The 24,902-nt window shown below is 36.4% G+C and carries 24 protein-coding genes and 1 pseudogene; 5 read left to right on the forward strand and 20 right to left on the reverse strand.

Going from position 1 to position 24,902, the window contains the following annotated elements; translation table 11 throughout:
* Nucleotides 1-14: 14 nt before the first annotated feature.
* The 6 genes from yajC to ruvA are packed head-to-tail and all read right to left on the reverse strand — an operon-like array spanning nt 15 to nt 4,348.
* Nucleotides 15-275 (reverse strand): preprotein translocase subunit YajC, encoded by a 261-nt coding sequence (gene yajC, locus NLJ82_RS21470; RefSeq protein ID WP_001068067.1) that lies wholly within the window; start codon nt 273-275, stop codon nt 15-17.
* A gap of 27 nt (nt 276-302) precedes the next feature.
* A complete protein-coding gene (tgt, locus tag NLJ82_RS21475; RefSeq protein ID WP_000125372.1) occupies nt 303-1,442 on the reverse strand; it encodes a tRNA guanosine(34) transglycosylase Tgt in 1,140 nt (379 codons plus the stop codon).
* 12 nt (nt 1,443-1,454) lie between these two features.
* Nucleotides 1,455-2,507: a tRNA preQ1(34) S-adenosylmethionine ribosyltransferase-isomerase QueA gene (gene queA, locus NLJ82_RS21480; protein ID WP_000354028.1), complete on the reverse strand. Its 1,053-nt coding sequence runs from the start codon at nt 2,505-2,507 to the stop codon at nt 1,455-1,457.
* 19 nt (nt 2,508-2,526) lie between these two features.
* A complete protein-coding gene (locus tag NLJ82_RS21485; protein WP_000138162.1) occupies nt 2,527-2,727 on the reverse strand; it encodes a DUF2905 domain-containing protein in 201 nt (66 codons plus the stop codon).
* A complete protein-coding gene (gene ruvB, locus NLJ82_RS21490; RefSeq protein ID WP_000344456.1) occupies nt 2,724-3,725 on the reverse strand; it encodes a Holliday junction branch migration DNA helicase RuvB in 1,002 nt (333 codons plus the stop codon). Before ruvB ends, NLJ82_RS21485 begins: the two co-directional genes overlap by 4 nt.
* A gap of 5 nt (nt 3,726-3,730) precedes the next feature.
* On the reverse strand, nt 3,731-4,348 hold the full coding sequence (gene ruvA, locus NLJ82_RS21495) for a Holliday junction DNA helicase RuvA (protein WP_000464508.1): 618 nt from the start codon (nt 4,346-4,348) through the stop codon (nt 3,731-3,733).
* 187 nt (nt 4,349-4,535) lie between these two features.
* Here ruvA and NLJ82_RS21500 point away from each other — a divergent pair, with 187 nt between their 5' ends.
* Complete coding sequence (locus NLJ82_RS21500) at nt 4,536-5,480, forward strand: iron-hydroxamate ABC transporter substrate-binding protein (protein ID WP_000823600.1); 945 nt, start codon at nt 4,536-4,538, stop codon at nt 5,478-5,480.
* On the opposite strand, the gene NLJ82_RS21505 is transcribed toward NLJ82_RS21500, so the two are convergent.
* From NLJ82_RS21505 to NLJ82_RS21515, 3 genes are all read right to left on the reverse strand, one after another.
* A complete protein-coding gene (locus NLJ82_RS21505; RefSeq protein ID WP_000871179.1) occupies nt 5,463-6,023 on the reverse strand; it encodes a BofC C-terminal domain-containing protein in 561 nt (186 codons plus the stop codon). The two genes, NLJ82_RS21500 and NLJ82_RS21505, sit on opposite strands and share 18 nt — an antisense overlap.
* A gap of 120 nt (nt 6,024-6,143) precedes the next feature.
* Complete coding sequence (locus NLJ82_RS21510; protein WP_001079934.1) at nt 6,144-7,073, reverse strand: DMT family transporter; 930 nt, start codon at nt 7,071-7,073, stop codon at nt 6,144-6,146.
* Between the two features lie 66 nt (nt 7,074-7,139).
* Entirely contained in the window at nt 7,140-7,460 is a 321-nt protein-coding gene (locus tag NLJ82_RS21515) for an ArsR/SmtB family transcription factor (RefSeq protein WP_000426923.1), read from the reverse strand.
* A 444-nt stretch (nt 7,461-7,904) separates the two neighbouring features.
* On the opposite strand from NLJ82_RS21515, the gene NLJ82_RS21520 reads away from it, so the two are divergent.
* Complete coding sequence (locus tag NLJ82_RS21520; RefSeq protein WP_000723783.1) at nt 7,905-8,339, forward strand: hypothetical protein; 435 nt, start codon at nt 7,905-7,907, stop codon at nt 8,337-8,339.
* 32 nt (nt 8,340-8,371) lie between these two features.
* On the opposite strand, the gene NLJ82_RS21525 is transcribed toward NLJ82_RS21520, so the two are convergent.
* The 5 genes and pseudogenes from NLJ82_RS21525 to nadB all read right to left on the reverse strand — a co-directional run bounded on the left by NLJ82_RS21525 (nt 8,372) and on the right by nadB (nt 14,779).
* Complete coding sequence (locus tag NLJ82_RS21525; protein WP_001093544.1) at nt 8,372-9,013, reverse strand: YhcN/YlaJ family sporulation lipoprotein; 642 nt, start codon at nt 9,011-9,013, stop codon at nt 8,372-8,374.
* Between the two features lie 1,864 nt (nt 9,014-10,877).
* Nucleotides 10,878-11,034 (reverse strand): annotated as a pseudogene (gene safA, locus NLJ82_RS28935) (SafA/ExsA family spore coat assembly protein); the annotation flags it as partial.
* 225 nt (nt 11,035-11,259) lie between these two features.
* Nucleotides 11,260-12,366, reverse strand: coding sequence for a quinolinate synthase NadA (gene nadA / locus NLJ82_RS21535; protein WP_000025317.1), 1,107 nt, complete (start codon nt 12,364-12,366; stop codon nt 11,260-11,262).
* A gap of 30 nt (nt 12,367-12,396) precedes the next feature.
* Nucleotides 12,397-13,230, reverse strand: a complete 834-nt coding sequence (nadC, locus tag NLJ82_RS21540; protein ID WP_001092221.1) for a carboxylating nicotinate-nucleotide diphosphorylase — start codon at nt 13,228-13,230, stop codon at nt 12,397-12,399.
* 19 nt (nt 13,231-13,249) lie between these two features.
* Nucleotides 13,250-14,779 carry an L-aspartate oxidase gene (gene nadB, locus NLJ82_RS21545; protein ID WP_001138549.1) on the reverse strand — a complete coding sequence of 510 codons (1,530 nt, stop codon included), beginning with the start codon at nt 14,777-14,779 and terminating at the stop codon, nt 13,250-13,252.
* Nucleotides 14,780-14,932: 153 nt separating this feature from the next.
* Between nadB and NLJ82_RS21550 the strand changes: the two genes are divergently transcribed.
* The 3 genes from NLJ82_RS21550 (at nt 14,933) to NLJ82_RS21560 (ending at nt 17,344) form a co-directional block, all read left to right on the forward strand.
* Nucleotides 14,933-16,075 carry an IscS subfamily cysteine desulfurase gene (locus NLJ82_RS21550; RefSeq protein WP_000973746.1) on the forward strand — a complete coding sequence of 381 codons (1,143 nt, stop codon included), beginning with the start codon at nt 14,933-14,935 and terminating at the stop codon, nt 16,073-16,075.
* Nucleotides 16,075-16,617 carry a transcription repressor NadR gene (locus NLJ82_RS21555; protein ID WP_000812272.1) on the forward strand — a complete coding sequence of 181 codons (543 nt, stop codon included), beginning with the start codon at nt 16,075-16,077 and terminating at the stop codon, nt 16,615-16,617. The genes NLJ82_RS21550 and NLJ82_RS21555 overlap by 1 nt, the downstream gene beginning before the upstream one ends.
* Before the next feature lie 79 nt (nt 16,618-16,696).
* Entirely contained in the window at nt 16,697-17,344 is a 648-nt protein-coding gene (locus NLJ82_RS21560; RefSeq protein WP_001217663.1) for an MOSC domain-containing protein, read from the forward strand.
* A gap of 63 nt (nt 17,345-17,407) precedes the next feature.
* Here NLJ82_RS21560 and pheA read toward each other — a convergent pair whose 3' ends face one another.
* The 6 genes from pheA to NLJ82_RS21590 all read right to left on the reverse strand — a co-directional run bounded on the left by pheA (nt 17,408) and on the right by NLJ82_RS21590 (nt 24,865).
* Nucleotides 17,408-18,259: a prephenate dehydratase gene (gene pheA / locus NLJ82_RS21565; RefSeq protein WP_000621734.1), complete on the reverse strand. Its 852-nt coding sequence runs from the start codon at nt 18,257-18,259 to the stop codon at nt 17,408-17,410.
* A 96-nt stretch (nt 18,260-18,355) separates the two neighbouring features.
* A complete protein-coding gene (locus NLJ82_RS21570) occupies nt 18,356-20,269 on the reverse strand; it encodes an ABC transporter permease (RefSeq protein WP_001026324.1) in 1,914 nt (637 codons plus the stop codon).
* A 49-nt stretch (nt 20,270-20,318) separates the two neighbouring features.
* Entirely contained in the window at nt 20,319-22,241 is a 1,923-nt protein-coding gene (locus tag NLJ82_RS21575; RefSeq protein ID WP_001011419.1) for an ABC transporter permease, read from the reverse strand.
* On the reverse strand, nt 22,216-22,992 hold the full coding sequence (locus NLJ82_RS21580) for an ABC transporter ATP-binding protein (RefSeq protein ID WP_000114533.1): 777 nt from the start codon (nt 22,990-22,992) through the stop codon (nt 22,216-22,218). Before NLJ82_RS21580 ends, NLJ82_RS21575 begins: the two co-directional genes overlap by 26 nt.
* Nucleotides 22,993-23,085: 93 nt before the next feature.
* Nucleotides 23,086-24,168, reverse strand: coding sequence for a HAMP domain-containing histidine kinase (locus tag NLJ82_RS21585; RefSeq protein ID WP_000865484.1), 1,083 nt, complete (start codon nt 24,166-24,168; stop codon nt 23,086-23,088).
* Nucleotides 24,158-24,865 carry a response regulator transcription factor gene (locus tag NLJ82_RS21590; RefSeq protein WP_000276722.1) on the reverse strand — a complete coding sequence of 236 codons (708 nt, stop codon included), beginning with the start codon at nt 24,863-24,865 and terminating at the stop codon, nt 24,158-24,160. Before NLJ82_RS21590 ends, NLJ82_RS21585 begins: the two co-directional genes overlap by 11 nt.
* Between the last annotated feature and the right edge of the window lie 37 nt (nt 24,866-24,902).

Consider the following 24,902-nt stretch of genomic DNA (forward strand, 5'->3'; position numbering starts at 1 on the left):
CAGGGCCTTCCTCATTAGTTTTTCACAACTTCACGAATCGCATTACGATCGAAAGTTAAGTGTGAACCGCCAGATTTAACAACGATTTTCGTCTCATCTACTGATTCAATTGTACCGTGTAAACCACCGATTGTTACGATAGCATCACCTTTTTTTAACTCGCTTTGCATTTGAGCAACTGCTTTTTGACGTTTTTGTTGCGGGCGAATTAATAAGAAATAGAAAATCGCAAACATCGCAACGATCATAACGATATTCATCATACCTGGATTCATCTTTTGTTCCTCCTTTTAAATTATGTATTAGAAGTTTTTAGCATTCGGTTTATTAAAGCCATACTGTTCAAAGAATTCTTCGCGGAAATCGCCAAGACGGTCTTCACGAATAGCTTGTCTCACCTGCTCCATTAAGTTTAACAGAAAATGAAGGTTGTGATAAGACGTTAAACGAATTCCGAACGTTTCATCACATTTCATTAAGTGACGAATGTACGCACGAGAGTAATTTTTACATGTATAGCAATCACAGTTTGGATCAAGCGGACCGAAATCTCTTGCGAATTTCGCATTTTTGACAACAAGGCGGCCTTCACTTGTCATACATGTACCATTTCGAGCGATACGAGTTGGAAGTACGCAGTCAAACATATCAATACCACGAATTGCACCATCGATTAACGAGTCAGGAGAACCTACTCCCATTAAGTAACGTGGCTTATTATCTGGAAGAAGTGGCGTTGTAAACTCAAGTACACGGTTCATAATATCTTTCGGTTCACCTACAGATAAACCACCTACCGCGTAACCAGGGAAGTCCATTGAAACAAGGTCTTTTGCACTTTGGCGACGAAGCTCTTCGAACTCCCCACCCTGTACAATACCGAATAAACCTTGATCTTGTGGACGTTCATGTGCTTTTAAGCAACGCTCTGCCCAGCGGCTTGTACGCTCTACAGATTTCTTCATATATTCAAAAGTAGCTGGGAATGGTGGACACTCATCAAATGCCATCATAATATCTGAACCTAATGCATTTTGAATTTCCATCGCTTTTTCTGGTGATAAGAATAATTTATCTCCATTTAAGTGGTTACGGAAGTGAACACCTTCCTCTTCGATGCGACGGAAGTCACTTAAACTGAATACTTGGAAACCACCAGAGTCCGTTAAAATCGCACGGTCCCAGTTCATAAATTTATGCAAACCGCCTGCTTCACGAACGATTTCGTGACCTGGACGTAACCATAAATGATACGTATTACTTAAAATAATGCCAGAATCCATTGCTTTTAATTCTTCTGGTGACATTGTCTTAACTGTTGCAAGCGTACCAACTGGCATAAATGTTGGTGTATCAAATGAACCGTGTGGCGTATGTACACGTCCTAAACGGGCACCTGTTTGTTTACAAGTTTTAATAAATTCATAACGAATTGCTGTCATAATTTACTCCTTTTATTTGTTTCCCATTTTAGCGTGAGAGGCAACGAACATTGCATCACCAAAGCTAAAGAAACGATATTTTTCTTTTACTGCTTCATTATAAGCATGAAGTACATTATCTCTGTTTGCAAATGCACTTACAAGCATAATTAATGTTGACTTCGGTAAATGGAAGTTTGTAATTAAACCATCAATTGCTTTAAATTCGTAACCTGGGTACATAAAAATGTCTGTCCAACCAGAAGCAGCACAAAGCTTGCCGTCATGATCTGTCGCAATTGTTTCTAACGTACGAGTTGAAGTCGTACCTACCGTAATAATACGTCCACCATTCTCTTTTACACGGTTTAATAATGCCGCCGTCTCTTCAGACATATGGTAATATTCTGCGTGCATATGGTGTTCTTCAATCGTATCAGCAGAAACTGGTCTAAATGTTCCAAGCCCTACGTGAAGTGTAATAAATGCTAACTCAACGCCTTTTTGTTTTAACTTCTCCAGTAACTCTTCTGTAAAATGAAGTCCTGCAGTCGGCGCTGCTGCTGAACCGATTTCTTTCGCATATACTGTTTGATAGCGATCGCGATCTTCTAGCGTCTCTTTAATATATGGAGGAAGTGGCATTTCTCCAAGTTCATCTAAAATTTCATAGAAGATGCCGTCATATGAAAATTCAAGCTGACGTCCACCTTGATCTGCAGTTCCTGTGCAAGTTGCTTTTAATTTTCCTTCGCCAAAAGAGATAACAGTTCCTTCTTTTACACGTTTCGCTGGCTTAACAAGCGTCTCCCACTTATCGCCTTCTTCTTGTTTTAAAAGAAGTACTTCAATGTGTGCGCCTGTATCTTCTTTCACACCATGCAGACGAGCAGGCATTACTTTCGTTTCATTTAAAACTAAGCAATCCCCCTCATGTAAGTAAGAAAGAATGTCCGTAAAATGTTTATGCTCAATATCGCCTGTTTCACGGTCTAACACCATTAATCTTGATGTTTCACGCTCTTCTAATGGGACTTGTGCAATAAGTTCTTCTGGTAAATGAAAATCAAACAGATTAATATCCATAACTATATCCACCTATTTCTTATTTGAATCGATTTATTATATACATAATAAAAGATAATACAATACTTAACACAATACATGTAATGATAGGAAAATAAAAGGTAACGTTTCCTTTTTTCACAAAAATATCGCCCGGAAGTCTTCCAATGAACTTCCAAGCTAAGCCAACAACGATAAGTAAGATCCCTGCTGTAATAAGCAATTTTGGCATCTCCGTCATACTTTTGGCATCTCCATTCCGAAATGCTCATATGCAAGTGGCGTTACAATTCGACCCCTTGGCGTTCGTTGTAAAAAGCCAATTTGTAATAAATACGGCTCATACACATCTTCAATCGTATGAGATTCTTCTCCAATCGTTGCCGAAACCGTTTCTAATCCAACTGGACCACCACGGAACTTCTCAATAATACCAAGCAATAATTTATGGTCAATATGATCTAGACCTAATTTATCTACTTGCAGCAATTCTAATGCCATTTGTGTAATTTCCATCGTAACCGTTCCGTTACCACGAACTTGTGCGAAATCTCGCACACGTCGTAATAAACGATTCGCAATACGAGGTGTACCACGAGCACGTCTTGCAATTTCTAGTGCGGCTAACGAGTCAATTTCAACTTCGAATACTTCTGCTGTACGTTCAACAATCGCAGAAAGCTGATCTACTGTGTAATACTCTAATCTTGAAAGTACACCGAAACGGTCACGTAATGGCGCTGATAATGCTCCCGCACGCGTCGTTGCTCCAACTAATGTAAATGGCGGTAAATCTAAACGTACAGACCTTGCTGACGGTCCTTTTCCAATTACAATATCAAGGCAAAAATCTTCCATCGCAGGATATAGTACTTCTTCAATTGATCTATGCAAACGATGAATTTCATCAATAAATAATACATCCCCTGGTTGAAGCGATGTTAATACAGCTGCTAAATCTCCTGGCCTTTCGATTGCTGGACCTGAAGTTGTTCTAACATTTACGCCCATTTCATTGGCAATAATATTTGCAAGCGTCGTTTTACCAAGTCCTGGTGGTCCATATAAAAGCACGTGATCTAACGTTTCTTCACGCATTTTCGCCGCTTCAATAAACACTTCTAAATTATGTTTCGCTTTATCTTGGCCAATATACTGACGGAGCGTCTGTGGCCGTAATGAATATTCTAAATCCGCATCTTCATATGCAGATTCCCCTGAAAGGAGACGTTCGTCCATTATACTCACCTCTTACCATTTAGTAAAAGACTAAGTGCCTTTTTAATATACTGATCCGTCGTTAATGATTCTTTTAATAACTCTGGTACAACGCGAGAAACTTCTCGTTCCGCGTATCCAAGTGCGCGCAGAGCTTCCAGCGCCTCATCAAGCTCAGCTGACGAACCTTTCTTCTCATCAAAACGTTCTTCGTCTGAGAATAAATCAACAAATGCATCTGGTACAACGTCTGCTAGTTTTCCTTTTAAATCTAAAATCATTTGGCGCGCTGTTTTCTTTCCTACGCCCGGGAACTTCACTAAAAACTTCTCGTCCTCATGTTCAATCGCTTGAACGACCTGTCCTGTTTGACCAGAAGCTAATATTGCAAGAGCGCCTTTTGGTCCAATACCAGACACACCTAACAACTTTGTAAATAATAAACGCTCTTCACGTGTTTTAAACCCGTAAAGCGCCATAATATCTTCTCTCACATAATGATATGTATAGACACGGATTTCTTGCTTACTTCTTTGAAATACATACGGATTCGGTGTGAAAATTTGATAACCAATTCCATTATGATCAATTACGACATATTCCGGTCCTACATACTCCACGTAACCTGTAACATATTCAAACAAAATACAATCTCTCCCTCTTAAATCATGTATTCCATTTTAACATATTTAATGATAGAAAAGCGAGACTGCCCCAACAAATGTTCTCTATTTGAAACTTCTGTTATTTTCATTGACAGAAAGGTTAAAGCACATTAATATACAGAGGTCGATAATGATTATCAATATTAATTAAAAGGGTTACATCAGGATGAAACGTAAGCTATTTATTTTATTTACTATTATGCTAGTTGTTCTTTCTATCGTTGGCTGTTCTTCTCAAAAAGAAGAATCAAAAGCAAAAGAACAACCGAAAACAAAAGTTGTAAAACACGCTAAAGGGGAAGCTACAATTCCAGTAAATCCAAAGAGAATTGTTGATTTATCTGGTTCAACAGAAGAATTATTACTTCTTGGACACAAACCTGTTGGTACAGCAAATACATATAAAGATAAAATCCAAAAGCATTTGACAGAAAAGCTAGACGGAGTAAAAGCAGTAGGTTGGTATTGGGCACCTAAAGTTGATTTAGAAGCTGTTACTGCTTTAAAACCAGACTTAATTATTTTGAACAATCGTCAATTAAAAATTTATGATCAACTAGAAAAAGTAGCACCGACAGTTGTTCTAGAAACAAACTTAGAAGACTGGCGCGGTAAGTTTAAAGAAGTAGGTAAACTATTTGACGAAGAAAAGAAAGCCGACAAATGGATTGCAGACTACGATAAAAAAGCCGACTCTTTATCTAAAAAGATTAAAGAGAAAACAAAAGATGAGAGCTTTATGTTCATCGCAGTTACACCACAAAACTTCCGTGTATACGGTAGCTTCGGGTACGGTGACATCATCTTTAACGACTTAAAACTTCCAGCAACAAAAGGCACAGATTTAAAACAAACGATGGCGCAAGTATCGCTAGAAGGTCTTGTTGCATTCCAACCTGATCAAATGTTTATAGTAAACTTTGGCGGCGAAGCTGATAAAGTTTACGAAGACTACAAAAACAGTGCCGTCTGGAAAGACAATAAAGCTGTAAAAAACAATCACGTATATGAAGTATCAAACGAAATCTTCAATACGAAAGCTTTCAATCCAATCGGAAAAGATATGCTAATCGATGAAATCGCAAAACAAATTTTAGATAAAAATAAATAAGAAAAAAAGCAGCTCACCATGAGCTGCTTTTTTCTTATTTTGCACTGCATATTGTTTCATTTTTTCAATCGTCTTCACAAAACCTTCTTTTGATTTAATACGAATACCACGTTTCAATTTCGCACGCTCATAACTCTCAAGCTTTTTCATATCAATTTGAAAGAAGGAATGAATCGCATTATCGCTTTTCGGTACACCTTTAAAAATTTGTAATATCCCTTCCTCTGACACGCCAAAATAACCGCTCGTTTTTAACAACGGAGAAATATCGTCAACTTTCTTTTGTAATACGATTTGTACATCATCACGATCAACGAGCTGCCATTCTTTATACTGCTGTAAAAACTTTTCTAAGTCTGCTACTTTTTCTGTAAAGATTTCCTCACTTACTTCTCCATCAACATACATTCGCTCTAATAAAATTGTAACTTGAGGGTCTTTCTCTGTTACTTCTGGTACTGGCCCTTCCGCCTTCGCATTCGTTCCATAAACGAAACAAAACATCATAACGAAAGCTTGCATCGCAATCAGTATCCATTTCATTTCCGTTCACCTCTTTTAGGCAAAATCATACTTTCATTAGTAGTTTTTCCGGAAATGGGGGTTTTATCCCTAATTCATAGATTACTCTCATTAAGACTTATAGAGTCCAATGATTTCTACCTATTTCGAAACATATTGATTACTTGAAAGCTTTTTTATATCTTTATTGGATTGTACCGTCGCTATATAGACTCCAATTAATACGATTGCCATTCCAACTATCTGTTGCCACGTAACAGCTGCTCCATATAGGACAACTGATATACAAGTAGCTACAATAGGAGTTAGATTTAAATACATACTCGCTTTGCTTGCACCTAACTCTTCTACTCCTTTATTAAACACGATATATCCAATTAACGTCCCGCATATGACCATATACAACATTTCTATCCATCCCTGTAAAGAAAACGTCCCAACCTTTCCCCATCCATCTTCATATAAAGAAAGGCCTGCTAAAAACCCAGTACCCAATACCGTCATACTCATTGTAGTTAATAAAGGGGAGACACCACTCATAACTTTTTTTCCTGTTAAGCTATATAACACCCCACAGATTAAAGCAGCTATAAATAAAAGATCGCCCTTATTAAATGACAAAGACATAAGTGTATTTATTGAACCGCTCGTAATAACAACTATTACACCGATAAGAGACAACATTAAACTTATTCCGACTTTTATACTCCAAGACTCTTTAAAAAATAATATTGCTCCTAAGGTTACAAAAACGGGCATTGTAGCAATAATAAGCGAGCCATTCAAAGTGGAAGTATAGTTAAGTCCCATAAAGAAAAAAACATTGTAGCCAAAAATACCTGTTAATGATACAAATAACAGCCCTTTCCAATTCTTTAATAACAAACTTGTATTCCACTCAGATTTCATAAAAACTATGCCTATTAAAATACAACCCGCTAAACCAAAACGAATTGTTGCCGCTGTAATCGGTGGAATTTCAGTAATAACATGCTCTGCTGTTGCAAAAGATCCACCCCAAAACAAAGGAACAAATAACATCATTACATACATACGATTTATTCTGTTCATTTTTATTACCCCTTTCATGTAAACAAGTTTAAAAGTTTAAACTTGTTTACATATTAGTTAAAAAAATTAATAATTTGACTCTATTGCTTGAAGTAAATCCTTCACCTGTTTTAAAAACTCTCCAGCTATTATAGAATAAAAAATTTCTTTTCCATGTCGATCCGATACAATTAGTTCTGCTTGTCTTAAAATTTTCAAATGATGCGAAACAGCTGGTCTAGAAATTTCCATTTTATCTGTTATTTGCGTTACATTCATCTGTTTGCTTTCTAACAACAACATAATAATTTGTTGACGATTCTCATCTCCCAACGCCTGAAATATAGGTGTTACGACCTGAAATTTCTCTAATACAACTTCTGTATTTCTACATTCAAAATTCTCCATATCCCATTCATCCTAACCTTTTATATATAAAAAACATGTAATATATTACCATTAAATAGTAACTCTTTCATATACACTTGTAAATAACTTTATTTTCCAACTTTTATTCAAATAAAAAAGGAAGATTGGATTTCTCCATTCTTCCCAATACATTCATATAAAATGAAAGACGCCTGCAAAGCAGGCGTCTTGATGCGTTTACGGCGAGAGACCAGGCGACCACATTCGCGTGTTTAGCACTTAAGCATATCTCTCGTCTTACGTAAATTAGCTCATCGCTTTGCTAATATAACATTAATAAAGTATAAGTGCAACATGTTTATAAAAATATTTTATTTCCTCTTTCATCCAAATGAATTATATGTAAATTATAAATTGATAAATGCAATATATATGTTACAATCAATATGACAGCAAAATCATAATAAACAGGAGATGGATATTATGAAAAAAATTAGGGATGAACGTCTTATTCTGCAAACGTTAAAAAACATTCGAATTGCTTTTCTTTTTCAATCACTTGGTATAATTGGCATTTTAGGCTATATCGGATTCACTGAAGGAATAAATCAAATTACGAAATCACCATTATGGCTATTATTTATAATTACGAGTATTGTGCTTAGTTATTTACAGTTAAGTGTTTCAATCGATGTAGAAGAAGGCGAAAAAGAAATAAAGTTAACTCCTTATTACAAACTTGTTTTACGCTCTCTTATTGTAGGAATCGTTATGGCTATTATTTATATCATATTCAGTCCAGAAAGACCTCTCTTTGAAGCTATTTTAACAGGTGGCATTCTCTTCATTTGCTTTTTAGGTTCTTATTCCATTAGTTATTTTATTAAAAAACGTCGTTTACAAGATGACGATGAATAAAGAGGAAGGGCTACCCTTCCTCTTTTATTTTGCTATCGCACTGTACCAGTTAAACCGTAACGAATATCTCGGAACATATTTACTATGTCACGATTAAAATCGTTTGTAACTGTACCGTTACGTAAGCGTGTACTCATTGCATCGACACGAGTAAACATATCATTTCTTACAGAAACATATACGTTTCTGTTTCCTACTTCATTTGAAACCGCTTGACGAATTTCGTTCGCCATTGCCGTTTCATTTGTCACTGTGTTACGTGGTTTTACCGCAATCGCCACATCGTTTCCATATACAACTGTAGACACACGGTCTACGTTATTCATACGTTTCACACGATTTGTAATTCTTTCTGCAGTTTTACCATCATTGTTAATGTATGAATTGTTCATTGTAATATTACGTGTTGGATGCGGATTAGCAATTTGACCGTTGTAATTTACATCACGGTAATAGTTATATCCTGTATCGTTACGACCATTTCTATATGTTACATAGTCTGTATAACGATCGTTACGCGTCACATTATCACGATACTGGTGTGTATCATTATAAGATGTACGCTCGTAATTGTAGTTACGTCCATCCATTGCATTGTTTTTTGGTGTACCACATGCAGCTAATGCACTAGTAACTAACAAAGAAGCAGCAATCACTTTTACTTTCGTATTCAATACAAAAACCCCCTCTGTTAGAATGAACTTCTCTTCTGAAAAGCTCCCTCTTATGATGAGTAACAGAGAAGGTTTTTACACTGTTAATATTTCACTGGGGATTTTCTAACATTTGGTGTAAATCTTCCGTTTCCAGAACGAATCTACATACAAAAAAGGTGGGAATCATCCCACCTTTTTTAAACTTCTTCATCCTCTTCTTCTGAAACTGGCTCCCCAAATACATTTGGTGGATCTGGTTGATAATACATCGTTCCTGGCTGTGGTGCATATGCTGATTGAGTTGGTTGATAATATAAAGGATTCGCGTATTGTGGCCCTCCAGGTTGCGGACTATATAGCCTACTCTCTCCTCCGCATCCACAATCTTCCTCTCCTTGCACGAGCGGCGGCATATTATTATCTGTCGGCATCATATTTGGATTTGGCATAGACGTATATTGCGGTCCAAACGGTGCTCCTTGCTGATATGGCATTTGATATGGATTTTGTTGTTGATAATACGGATTCGGCGGCATCATAGGCTGTTGGTACGGCATTTGATATGGCATCATATTCGGTGGTTGATTATTATCCATAATCGGCATCATGTTTGGCATTTGATTGTTATCCATAATTGGCATCATGTTTGGCATTTGATTGTTATCCATAATTGGCATCATGTTCGGCATTTGATTGTTATCCATAATTGGCATCATGTTTGGCATTTGATTGTTATCCATAATTGGCATCATATTTGGTATTTGATTATTATCCATAATTGGCATCATATTTGGTGGTTGATTGTTATCCATGATTGGCATGATGTTTGGTGGTTGATTGTTATCCATGATTGGCATGATGTTTGGTGGCTGATTATTATCCATGATTGGCATGATGTTTGGTGGCTGATTGTTATCCATAATTGGCATTATATTTGGTGGCTGATTATTATCCATAATTGGCATTATATTTGGTGGCTGATTGTTATCCAACATTGGCATGATGTTTGGCACTTGAATATTTAGCGGTATTACTTGCGGAATCACTACATTTTCTTTCGATACATTTGGTGACACTATATTTCCTACATTTTCTTTCTTTACTTGTGGTGATACTATGTTTCCTATATTTTCTTTCTTCACTTGCGGTGACACTATGTTTCCTATATTTTCTTTCTTTATTTGTGGTGACACTATATTCCCTACATTCTCTTTCTTCACTTGTGGTGACACTATGTTTCCTACATTCTCTTTCTTCACTTGTGGTGACACTATGTTTCCTACATTTTCTTTCTTTACTTGCGGTGACACTATATTATCTTTTTTCGTTTGTGGAGAAATGATGTTATTAGGTTTCATTTTAGTAATTTGAGGAGCAATTAACTCGCTTCCTTTTTTAATTACATCTGAAATTTTATATTCTTTTTTCGCTTTTATTGGTGGTTGCGGTGGCTGTGGTAACACATTGACCGAAAACTTCGTATTTTCTTTCTCTGCTGGTTTTTGTTTTTCTATAACAGGTGGCTTTTGAATAACAGACGGTTTTTCAACTGGTTTTTCTATTTGAATTGGCTTTTCTTTTTGCACTTCTTTCTGAGGCTTTACCTGTACTTCTTTTTGCGGTTTCACTTGCATTTCCTTCTGTGGTTTTACCTGTACTTCTTTTTGTGGTTTCACTTGCATTTCCTTCTGCGGTTTTACTTGCACTTCTTTTTGCGTTTGTTGCATAGCAGGCTGCTGCGTAATTGGCGCTGATTGATACGTAACTTCTTCTTCATCTTCTATTCCAAGCGGCGTTGGCGTTGCTGCAAATTCTTTTTGTTGTACTTCTTTTACGTATTGTTTTGGAGGTGCTGAGCCTGCACCAGCATGTTGTTTCACGTGAACGCTGTTTGATGGTACTTTAATTTTCATACCTGGCATGATTAAATCTGGATTACTAAGTTGTGTATTTGTTTTTTTCAGCGTATCAAAATCCACTCCGTACTTTTTCGCAATTTTCCAAAGGGTATCCCCTTTTTGCACGATATGAATTTTCAAATTTTCCCCCTCCTGTATAACTTATCTATAAGTAACAAATCTCATGAAGTAACTCTTTCTACATAACGTTAACTTCTTTTCACTTTCATCACTTCTTCGATTTTCAATATCATTTGAAGTGGAATAAGCATAAAAAAATCGCAATGATTTCTTCAAAACAATGTATGCCCATTTCGTTCTCGTTATGATTATGTGTATGAAAAAAAGCACCGGAATCCCGCTGCTTCATACACGCTCTAACATACGATTTAATGCAAGAACCGCTTCTTCGGTCACTTGTTTATCTACGCTAATAACGTTAATTTCTTCTCCTCTTTCTATCGTTTCAAGCGCCCATAATAAGTGTGGCAAATCAATTCGGTTCATCGTTAAACATGGACACATAAAGGGGTTAAGTGAAACAATTTCTTTATCTGGATGTTGTTGAATAATGCGATTAACTAAATTCATTTCTGTACCAATCGCCCATTTACTTCCAGATGGGGCCGATTCAATCATATCAATAATGTATTTCGTTGAACCTGCATAATCCGAAGCAGCTACAACTTCATAGCAACATTCCGGATGTACAATAATATTCATGTCCGGATGATTTTTTCGTACATTCTCTATATTTTTCACTGTAAAGTTTTGATGGACTGAACAATGCCCTTTCCATAAAATCACTTGAATTTCTTCTATATCTCCATCGTACTCTAATGAATCAGTATGCGGATCCCATACTGCCATTTTATCTAACGGGATACCTAAATCATACGCTGTATTTCTTCCTAAATGTTGATCTGGTAAAAAGACGAGACGCTCTTTTTGTGTAAACGCCCAAGATACCATTTGTTTTGCATTAGAAGAAGTTACTGTTGCTCCGCCATTACGACCGCAAAATGCTTTAATTGCAGCCGTAGAGTTTACATACGTTAACGGAATCATCGTATCTCCAAATAATTTCATGAGCTCTTTCCATGCTCTTTCTGTTTGTTCAATATCTGCCATATCTGCCATCGAACAACCTGCACGCATATCTGGCAAAATAACAATTTGATCATCTGTCGTTAACATATCTGCTGTTTCTGCCATAAAGTGTACACCGCAAAATACAATATATTTCGCCTCTTTATTGCTCGCTGCAACTTGCGCAAGCTGAAGTGAATCTCCTGCTGCATCAGAAAATTGTACCACTTCATCTTTTTGGTAATGATGGCCTGGAATAAATAGTTTCCCCCCCATTTTTTCTTTAATTTCACGAACCCGCTTTTCCATGTTTTCTGTTGACATCGTGTAATAACGCTCTGGTAACATCGTTTCAATTGGTTGCACTTTTTCTAAAATACTCATATTTCTTTCTCCCCCTCTAAGCCACTTTCCTTACGCCTCAATATTGAAACTAATATCAAGTGCTTTCACTGAATGTGTTAATGCTCCAAGTGAAATATAATCTACCCCTGTTTTTCCGTATTTCGATAAATCTTCAATGGTAATACCTCCTGAAGCTTCTGTAACAATGGCACTTGGTACAATCTTTGAAAACTCTCGAATCTCATCTGGCGTACGGTTATCAAACATAATAATATCTGCACCAGCAGCTACAGCTTCCCTCACTTGCTCCTCTGTTTCTGTTTCCACTTCTACTTTCACCATATGTCCTAACTTTTCTTTCACTGATGTAACAGCTTTCGTAATAGAACCAGCAAAAGCAATATGATTATCTTTGATCATGACACCGTCATATAGGCCGAAACGGTGATTAAATCCGCCTCCGCACACGACTGCATACTTATCAAACATACGTAGCCCTGGCATCGTTTTTCGCGTATCACAAATACGTGTATGGCTGCTATCTAAGGCACGAACAGCCTCGTATGTCATTGTCGCTATCCCGCTCATACGCTGGATAACGTTTAATATAACGCGCTCTGCCGTTAATAACGATGCGATTGGTCCTTGGACAGTTGCAATTATTTCGCCTTTTTCTACAAGATCTCCATCTTTTTTATGAAGCTCCACTTTAATTCTCTCATTAATTAATTTAAACCCTTCTTCAATGACTAAACGTCCCGCAAAGACTCCTGTATCCTTTGCAAGAAACGTTCCTTTTGAAAGTAAATTATCTGGAAAAATAAGCTGAGATGTTACATCTCTTTCTCCTATATCTTCTAGAAAAAATCGATTTAATGCTTCTTTAACTTTTATTGTATTCATAAAGCCCCTCTTCCCCTCATTACACAAGTTGTAGTTTTCTTTTCACTCGAATGATCTCTTTTTTTACGCTATTTCTATGTGGATAATCACTTCGATAATGGCCACCAATGCTTTCTTCTCTTTGCAAAGCTGATACGACGATAAGCTCACAAACTGTTAACATATTCATAAGCGTTATCTCTTCATTTGTAAGAACATCATGTTGTAATATCATATTTCGGACACCGTACTTACTAAGCCATCTCTTTGCATAAGATAAACTTTGCTCTGTTCGCACAATCCCAACATATTTCATCATGCATTCTTGTATTTCTTCTTTCGTCGGCAAATGATTCAGAACGATAAACTTCTTTTCCTTCTCAGCAAAGTTGTTCAATCTGTCTTTTGTCGCTTTCGTTAAAAGATGCTGTCCTATTCTTTTTCCAAACACAAGACCTTCTAATAATGAATTACTCGCTAATCTATTTGCTCCATGAACCCCATTACAAGCTACTTCACCGACTGCATATAAATTTGGAATAGACGTCTCCCCATCAATGTTTGTTTTCACGCCACCCATATGAAAATGAGCACCGGGTACGACTGGAATGCGTTTTTTAGTAATATCAACACCATTCTTTTTACACAATGCTGATACAGTTGGAAAACGTTCTTCGAAATTTTGAATAGACTCGATATTCAAATACACTTTTTCACCCGACAAAAGCTGTTCATGAATCGCCCTTGCCACTACATCACGCGGTGCGAGATCATGATCTGGATGTATATCCATCATAAAACGCTGCCCTTTTCCGTTTATAAGGACAGCTCCTTCACCGCGGACTGCTTCAGAGACGAGACCGCAACATCGCTCGCTCGCGTATAACATCGTTGGATGGAATTGTACAAACTCTAAATCTACGAGCTCCCCACCTGCGCGGTACACCATTGCAAGTCCATCACCCGTAATTGTTTTGTCATTAGAAGTAAAGGCATATAGACCGCCAATCCCCCCTGAAGCTAACACCGTATAATCTGCATCATAACGCTTCAACTTCCCTTCACTATCTCGCGTTAAAACTCCAGCACATTTTTCGTTTTCTATAATAAAATCAAGCACCATTTCCTGTTCCACTACCGTAACATGCGGAACTACTTCTTGAATGAAATGCTCTAATAAATTCTTTCCTGTCGCATCGCCACCTGCATGTAAAATGCGGCGTTTTCGATGTGCACCTTCTTTTCCAAGGTGAGGACCCGTTTCATCTCCATCAAATTTCATTCCACTTTCAATGAGATGATTCATTTCTTTCGGCCCTTCTTCAACTAAATAACGAACCGCATCTTCATTGTTATAATGACATCCTGCTACTAACGTATCTTCAAAATGATCATTTGGATTGTCATATGTAGCTACGGCTGCGGCAATTCCACCTTGCGCTAAATATGTATTATTATTACGATTTGTTTCCTTTGTGATAATAATCACATTCTTTTCGTGACAAATCTCTTTTGCAACACGAAGTGCCGCAACGCCACTTCCAATAATTAAGACATCTGCACTTGGCATAATTGTTGCCTCCTACTTTACACTTTTCAACTGTCTTGACACCTATATTTACATAGTTTTAAAATAATGACAAGAGTTTTTTTATAATTCTTATTTTCACTACCATTTAAAAAAATAAAAGAAATGTAACTCTTACTAGAGAGAGGAACTTACATGATGATATATCTTGATTATGCAGCTACTACACCTATGAGCGCGGAAGCATTACAAACATATACGAAAGCAGCATCGCAATACTTCGGAAATGAACAAAGTTTACACGATATTGGAGGAACGGCCTCTTCTTTACTACAAGTTTGTAGAAAAACATTTGCCGAAATGATTGGCGGAAAGGAACAAGGGATATTCTTCACGAGCGGTGGATCAGAATCGAACTACCTTGCGATTCAGTCCCTTCTCAATGCCCAAAATAAGAAGCATATTATTACGACACCTATGGAACATGCATCCATTCGAAGTTATTTTCAATCCTTACAATCAAAAGGGTATACAATTACTGAAATTCCTGTTGATAAAAATGGACTCATTCGTTTAATAGATTTAGAAGAAGCTATTACAGAAGATACTGTTCTAGCAAGTATACAGCACGGAAACTCTGAAATCGGAACCGTTCAAAATATCGCAGAGATTGGGGCACTTTTAAAAAAATATAACGTTTTATTTCATTCAGATTGTGTACAAACCTTTGGTAAACTTCCTATCCATGTTTTTGAGATGGGGATTGATAGTCTTTCTGTTTCAGCACATAAGATATACGGACCGAAGGGTGTTGGCGCTTGCTATATCAATCCGCAAGTTCGCTGGACACAAATATTTCCGGGGACTTCTCACGAAAAAGGATTTCGTCCAGGTACAGTGAACGTTCCTGGCATCGCAGCTTTTTTAACAGCTGCTGAGAATATATTAAAAAATCAACAAGAAGAAAGTTTACGTTTTAAAGGGTTACGATCTTACTTTTTAGAGCAAATACGAACACTTCCACTAAAAATTGAAGTAGAAGGTCATTCTACTTCTTGTTTACCACATATTATTGGGGTTACAATAAAAGGAATAGAAGGCCAATATACAATGCTAGAATGTAATCGCCATGGTATTGCCATTTCTACCGGAAGTGCTTGCCAAGTTGGTAAACAAGAACCTTCGAAAACAATGCTTGCAATTGGAAAAACGTATGAAGAGGCAAAACAATATGTCCGCTTCTCTTTCGGACAACAAACAACGAAAGATCAAATTGATACTACTATTCATGCACTACACACAATTGGAAATCAATTTTATAGAGGTGTTAAATCATAATGAAACAAAATGAACAAAAAAAGATTTTAGGTGAAGAAAGACGACAGCTTATCCTTCAGTGGCTTCTCGCTGCAAATGAACCGTTATCGGGGAATGAACTATCGAAAAAGACAAACGTAAGTAGACAAGTTATCGTGCAAGATATTTCCTTGCTTAAAGCACGAAACGAACCGATCATTGCGACTGCTCAAGGCTATTTATATTTAAAACCACAAGAAAAACAGCAAGCTTTCGAACGCGTAATTGTATGCCAACATAAGCCAGCAGAAGTACGTCAAGAACTTACAATGCTTGTTGACCACGGCGTTACAATTAAAGATGTAAAAGTTGAGCATCCTGTATACGGTGACTTAACAGCATCTATCATGGTAAGCAATCGCTTTGATGTAGAGCAATATTTACAAAAAATCGAAAACACAAATGCTTCCTATCTATCGCAATTAACAGACGGTATTCACTTACATACTATTGAGGCAGATTCAAAAGAAAAATTAGATGCTGCTTGCGAGGCTTTAGATAAAGCAGGATTTCTCGTTTATTAATGTAAAGCACAGAGTTTTTATAATTCTCTGTGCTTTTTTAATGCTATAATATTGTAATCAATTGTAAAGGAGATCAAATATGAGAATTGAACTCGTTCACTTTAGCATTGGCAAACCGAAACAAATGAAATATGGCGAAGATAAAGAAATGATAACAGGTATATGTAAAGATTCTACAGAAGAAGCTTTTCTCTCAAAAGATGGCTTCCTTGGTGATGACGTAGCGGATTTAAAACACCATGGGGGACCTGATCGCGCCGTTTGCGTGTATCCACACGAGCATTACGCACTATGGAAAGAAGAATTCCAAACAACACTCCCCGCTTCTGCATTTGGCGAAAACATTACCGTAACAAATATGTTAGAGCGTGATGTTTGCATCGGAGATACATACAAATTAGGTGAAGCAATCATTCAGGTGACACAAGCAAGAGTACCTTGTAGTACGATTTCAAAACGCCTCGGTATTCCTGGCATACTGCCGCGCATTGTAGCAACTGGATTTACTGGCTACCTATGCCGCGTTCTTCAGGAAGGTACTGTACGTAAAGATTCAAAAATCAAATTACTAGAACGTCAACCGGGTAATGTTTCTGTCTTGTTCTCTAACGAAATTTATTTTCATAATAGAAAAGATAGAGATGGCATCGAAAAGATTCTTGCTGTTCCAGAACTAGCTGACGTTTGGCGTGGTCAATTAGAAGAGCGTCTTGCGAAGTTAAAATAAAGAATCCCACCATCTATAGGTGGGATTTTATTAATCTATCACACGGTATAACCTAACTCCCCCTTATAACCAATAAGAAGAATAACTCCCCAGCACCGTCACAGAAAAACCGAGTGCTTCAAGTTCCATCGTTACGCCTGGCAATAATACGTCATCGTATGCTTTGTCGACATCGATTAAGAAAAAGTAATTTCCAAGTCCTGTTTTCATCGGACGCGATTCGATTTTTGATAAGTTTAGTTTTCTCCATGCGAAAGCTGATAACACTTGATATAGTGCTCCTGCATAATCAGCAGGTAACGTTATCATAAGCGTCGTTTTCTCTCCGCGGTTTTCTCCATTATTTGAGAGTATTGCTTTCTTTTTCTTATGGAGCACTAGGAAACGTGTATGATTATTTTTATGTGTATGAATGCTTCGCCTTACAATCGTTAATCCGTATTTCTCTGCAGCTGCTTCATTTGCAATGGCAGCAATTTTTTCTTCAGGATGTTCTTTTACATATTGCGCAGCAGCACTTGTTGATGTCATATCTCGGGCAGTTATTCCTTTTAATTCTTCATTTAAAAACTTATGACATTGTGCAATAGCGTGTGGATGAGAATGCACTGCATATACTTCTTCCCACACTTCTGCATACTGCGGATGTACAAGTAAATGTTGCTGAATGGGCACTGTAATTTCTCCTACAATAGAAAGTGGTTGCTCATGTACAAGATAATCAACCGTTATATTCACTGAACCTTCTATGGCGTTTTCCAATGGTACCACTGCATAATCTACATTTCCATTTGCAGCTGCATCCATACAGTCTGGAATCGTTCGATACGATACATGCTCTGCTTCCGGAAAAAAACGACTCACCGCCATATTTGTAAATGTTGCTTCTGGTCCTAAATATCCTACTCGAATCATCGTCTTTTCCCCTCTTTTTCGTTTTCTTACTGTTATACCATACTTTTTTATATTCTTCTATGTAAATTTCGAATATTAAAAAAAGACTAGCATTTGCTAGTCTAAATGTTTCCTATATTCTCTTTGAGCAAAAAAGAAATAAACGATGCATGCAACAATATAAAATAGAATAAACAAGCCTACTTTTCGTAATGAACCATCCATAAAGATTGTATTATGAAATGTATATAACGCAACCGCACTATGCATACTCCCGACTATAATAGGCGCAAAAAATAGCATACACAATTGCCAGCGAGAAATCTTCCACACTTCTTCTTTCGTCATTCCAAGCTTAGATAGCGCTTCGTACTGCTTTCTATCCGATGAAATATTATGAAACCATTTAAAATATACGATACTACATGAAGTAAGAAAGAATAATATACTAATGAATGAGCCTACAAATAGAGTAATATCGCCGAACTCTTTCATATTCACATATAACTCCATATTACTTCGAAATGCGTTATTATCATCTTGTTTTATATGTTTCCGTAAAGCTTCATTTAATTTTTTCGTATTTTCGATATTTGGTAATGTATATCCTCTATACATCATTTTTTCAGAATCCGGAACCTTATTTGCTATTCTGTCAAAATCTTCATCATTCATGACGAAAAACAGACCGTTAATGTGCGCAAGATGATAGTTAAATTGCACCCCTTCTTTCTGACCGTTAAATACGAATGGATACGTTTGATTCATTACTTGTAATTGAATCTCTTTTTGATTATATATATTCGAACGATTGTATTTATTATAAAAAACAAGTGTAACAGTTCCTTTTTTAGGATGATACGTTTTCTGTTTTTGTTTTCTTGCCTCCTGATTGTATTCACTTTCTTTAATGAGCGGCGCTACTTCTGCTTCTCCCTTGTTGGACTGAAAAGATGCATACACTCCAACAAAACTCATAAATTGAAAATCATCATATCCATATTGATGCAGTAATTGTTCAACCGTACCTTCCTCAAAGACTTCATGGGTAGAAACACCTTTTTCTATGTATGAAAATGAGTGTGCGCCCCCATCTCGCCACATATCTTGCATGCTAGAAAAATATAAGAACACCGTACCTGTTGCTGTAACTACAAATGTCGTTGCCATAGAAAGCATAAAGAAAAAGCGACCATTTTCCTTCATTCGATGTGACAATTGATTCACTATAAATACATACGGATATGTATACATAATCTTTTTATTTCGTTTTATTATTTCTAATATTTGAGCAGTGCCGTGTGTAAAAGAAAAATACGTTCCGAAAGAGACAAGTATAGACACAGGGAAAAAGTAGACCGCTATCGTTAGTATGGTCGCTTGTAACGCTAACGCATATCCTATACCTAAACAAATAAATCCGAATATACAAAGCCACATTGATGCTTTCTTCTCTTTTTTATCTGCTCGAAATTCTTTCAATAACCGAATGATTTTTATATTCCATATACGTAAAGCACTTATAAATGATAAGACAATAAATACGACCATATACGCAATAAATGTTCCCCCAATTGCTCTCAAGTCAAATATGACAGGGAGTTCTTTCGGAAGCCCCAGTAACATACTAAACACCATAAAGAAGAGCTTTAAAAAAATCATGCCAAGCCCAATACCAAAAATATTAGCAAATACCCCGATCAACATTTGCTCGGTCATAATTACACTAATTACGTTAGATTTCGTTGCTCCCATTAACATATATAATCCTAATTCTTTCTTACGTGCCTCTATGAAAATAGAAGTGGAGTACAAAATAAATATGACGAAAAAAGAAATGATAATAACATTACATATAACAAGTCCCCAGCGTACGTTTTGATACCACAGTGTCTCTTGCATATACGGATGTACAATAACAGACATGTATGCAAAAGACGCAAATATTGCAAAGCAACTACTTAAGAAAAACACTTTATAATTACGCCAATTTCCTTTTATATTTTGCAGCGCTAGTTGCCGAATGTTCATCTATCGTCCTCCTGTAACTTACTACATAGGCAAAAAGCTAGAGGTTCCCCTAGCTTTTTACGTGTTTTAAATATCCTCTTTGCGCGATCATAAAGTAAATCGCAGAAGCTAAAATGTATGCTCCAATTACAAGCGCACCTGATTTCCATAAATCGAGATAAAGCATTTTTCCTAACGTATGAAGAGCAAATCCACTATGAATGGCACCAATTACAATTGGGATAAAGAAGATAACGCCCATTTGTCGAATTGCAATTTTACGAATTTCTTTATCTGTCATACCGATTCTCTTTAACGATTTAAATTGAATACGATCTTGTTCTTTATCGTTAAACCATTTAAAGTATGTCATACTACAAGCGAAGAAGAAGAATAGTACAGCTACGAAGAAACCGATGAACATTGTAATTGCACCACCTTCTCTTATAGCCTTATACGCAAACACTGAATTTCTCAATTCCCCTTGCTTTTCTGGTGCAATTTCCTTTTTCAAATCTAGCACAAGATCTTCGGTACTTTTCCAATCTTCAATATAATAACCATAATATTTCGTCTTTTCTTCATCTGGTACAAGCTTTGCATATTTCTCAAAGTCTTGATCATTCACAATAAGATATTCGCTATCGTTAAAAACAGAATATGACGTTGGCTCGTTTAATTGAACAGACTGCTTTTGTCCGTTAATCTTAAATTCATACGGTTTCGTACGATCTATTTTCATAAGTTCATTTGCTGCATCAACCATAACCATCGTCGCGCTACCTGGTGCATTATGAACCTCTGTAATTTGCTCTTTCTTTTGTTTACGCACTTCCGCGTTATATTCTTTTTCTGAAATAATCGCCATTGGTACTTCACGTTCACTGTTAAACAACATTATTTTCTGTGTTGCAGGTAGTTTTACATAGGTTACTTTTCGTGCATCTTCAAACCCATTTCTTTTTACAATCTCTTGTACTTTTTCTTCATTAATAAGGCTATGCGTATTTAATCCCTTTTCCTCATATGAAATAGCATGTGGCGTAAGCTCTATCGTTTTCGCACTCATATTTTCAAAATATACGTACAGTGTACCTACTGCTGAAGATACTACCGCCGTAATGATAGAAATTACAAATAAAAAACGAGCATTATCCTTCATTTTATAAATAAGATTGCTAAGTACGAACATATTTGGGTATGTATAAAAAGATTGTTTTCGTTTTTGCAATGCTTTTAATACAACTGTACTTCCTTGTGTAAATAGTAAATACGTTCCGCCAATGGTCAATCCTACAATTGGTAAGAAATATATAATAAAATTCATAATGGTTACTTGGAAACAAAGAACATATGCAGCAATAATACATCCTATACCAACTATGCATAACCATGTAAATGCAAAAGGCTCTACTTTTTGTTTTCTTGCTTCTCTTAATAAATCAATAATTTGCAAGCGCCCTACTGTCCAAACACTAAACAATGATAGGATTAAAAAGAGAATAAAGTACACACCAGCTGTAATAAGAACTGCTTTACTATTCCATACGAGCGGTAGTGTTTTATCAATTTTTAGTAATACACTCAGTGCTTGGAAAAATAGTTTTGAGCAAAGCATTCCGACCCCAATACCAACTACAATTGCAATACTACCTAACATCAGTTGCTCTAATATAATCATTCGGCCGAGCTGCGATTTCGTTCCGCCTATTAATGTTAGTAGACCAAACTCTTTTTTTCTTGCTCGTAAAAACGTTGAATTTGCATATAAAATAAAGAGTGCCGAGAAGATGACCACAATATAATTCATCGATTCTAATCCTTTTGTGATCATCTTTCTCATACTAATATTACCGCTTACGACATCTGGATGATAAATAAAAGAAGCATACATGAAAAATACGACAATCGATAAACAACTACTTATAAGAAACGCTTTATAGTTACGCCAATTTCCTTTTACATTATTAAGCGCGAGCTGGCGAAAGTTCATGATATTCCCCTCCTAGCATCGCAAGTACGTCCAGAATTTCTTGGAAAAAGGCTTGTTTCGTTCTTCCCTTATGTATTTCTGAGAAAATCTCTCCATCACGTATGAAAAGAATACGTTCGCAATAACTCGCCGCTACTGGATCATGCGTTACCATTGCAATTGTTACTTTCTTTTGTTCATGCAAATCTTGCAACGCGCTCATTAATGATTTTGCCGACTTAGAATCTAAGTTTCCAGTTGGCTCATCTGCTAAAATTAGCGTCGGTTCATGAATGATCGCTCTCGCAGCTGCTGCACGTTGTTGTTGGCCACCTGATACTTCATATACCTTTTTATTTAAAATGCCCTCGATATTTAAAAACTTTGCAATCTCAAGCACTTTTGCATCGATTTCATTTACAGATTTCTTCGCCATTACAAGTGGTAAAATGATATTTTCTTTAATCGATAACGTATCAAGTAAGTTAAAATCTTGGAAAATGAATCCTAAATGTGTACGGCGAAACTCCGCTAATTTTGCAGCACGCATTTGATTAATTTCTTCCCCATTTACAAGCACATGACCTGAAGTTTGCTTATCAATTGTTGCTAATAAATTTAAAAGCGTTGTTTTCCCGCTCCCTGAAGGACCCATAATCCCTACAAATTCGCCTTCTTCTATTTTAAAATTTATATCGTTTAAAGCAGTCGTCGCTACTGAACCTTTTGATTGGTACACCTTCGTTAATCCTTTTACTTCAAGAACACTCATTTCTAATCCCCCTATGTGTTTTCTTCTTACATTTACTATAAGAAAAATAAGAAAAAGAAACGAGTGATTTCCCTTACAAAACGTTTTGTTATCTTACAGTTTTGTCATTTTTCTCATTAATGTATGATATTCTTCATCTTTTGCAAATTGGAACGTGAATGTTGTCCCTTCTCCTTCAGCCGATTGCACATACATACCGTGATGTAAATTATCGCAAATTTCCTTCGTAATATATAAACCCATTCCAGTCGCTTCTCTCGTTTTACGGCCATTTACCCCCGTAAAGAATGGATCAAATATACGCTTTACATCTTGCTCTGGAATGCCGATTCCATTGTCCTTAATATGTAATAACACCTTTTGATCTTTCTCTTCAATTTGAAATTGAATTTCCTTTTTCTCTGCTTCTGAAATTTTCGTATACTTAATTGCATTTACAACGATTTGACCTATAGCAATACTGAGCCATTTTCTATCAGAGGCAACCATACAAGTATCTTCCTCAAACATCACTTTCGGAAATACAGACGATTGAATGAAAGACTTTCTATTTTCATTAATAATACCTCTAATAATATCTATCACATTTACTACTTCTACTTTATAGTCTTTCGCAAACTGCTCTAACCTTGCCATATGTAACGCTAAATCTAAACCATTTAGTATACGATTATTTTCTTCACGAATACTTTCAACTGTTACTCTTGCTTCACGATGCTCTTTACCAAACTTCTGTAATAGTAACTCAATAACAGATACCGGTGTTTTCATTTGATGAATCCATTGATTCATAAATATCATTTGCTGTTGTTCTTTCGCATGCTGTTTATGAACTTCATTCATATATTGCTGTCTTAACAGCGTAAACGATTCAACGATCATCTCTTGCTCTGCCGTATAAGAAGTATCAATAAGTAATGAATCATGTAATGTATTTCCGCCAGTAACATACTTTTCGATCCTCTTTAAAAACACACTCCGTTTTCGGTAATCGTAAATGAGATATACAGTAAAAACAACTGTTCCTAATAAAAGTCCGTATAACCACGTATTCCAATCAATAGATCGCTTTTCTAAAAGACTTTGCAACTGCAAAACGAGCCCAAATAAACAGAGACTAACAATGTAAGAAAGAATTAAAGAAAAGCGGTCCATGAGGTAACTTTTAACCTTCATGCCCTTCTCCCCACTCTGTAAGAAGCGCATAACCATATCCACGTTTCGTTACAATTGCATTTTTAATGCCTAGCTCCTCTAGTTTCTTCCTTACACGTTTTACATTTACGGTTAATGTATTATCATCAACAAAGGCTACTTCATCCCACAGAGCTTCTAACAATTCTTCACGCGTTACATATTGATTCGCCTGTTTCATTAAACACTCTAATAAGTAAAATTCATTTTTTGTCAGTTCTGTTTGTTGCCCTTGCCACTCAACAACGTGCTGAGATGGGAATAACAACAGTCCATTTACACCTAAACAATCGCTTTCTGCCGCGGAAGCATACTCACCATACCCACGACGAAGTGCACTTTTCACCTTAGCCATTACAATGTCTAAATGGAATGGCTTCGTAATGTAATCATCTCCGCCATTTTCAATTGCCATTACTTGATCCATTTCCCCCGTTCTTGCAGAAACAAAAATAATGGGTGCATTCGATACATTGCGGATTTGACGACACCAATAGAAACCATCAAAATACGGTAAATTAATATCAAGTAACACGAGATGTGGATTTACTTTTACAAACTCCTCTTTTATATGTCGTAAATCACTTGCTCTAAATGACTGATAGCCATACCTTTCTAAATGTTCCTCTAATATCCCCGCGATTTTCTCATCATCTTCTACAATTAATATTTTATACATTTTCACTTTCTCCCCATAAAATGTTCTTATATAACTA

This window comes from Bacillus paranthracis, from assembly GCF_024296885.1.
In the GTDB taxonomy this organism is placed as follows: Bacteria; Bacillota; Bacilli; order Bacillales; family Bacillaceae_G; genus Bacillus_A; species Bacillus_A paranthracis.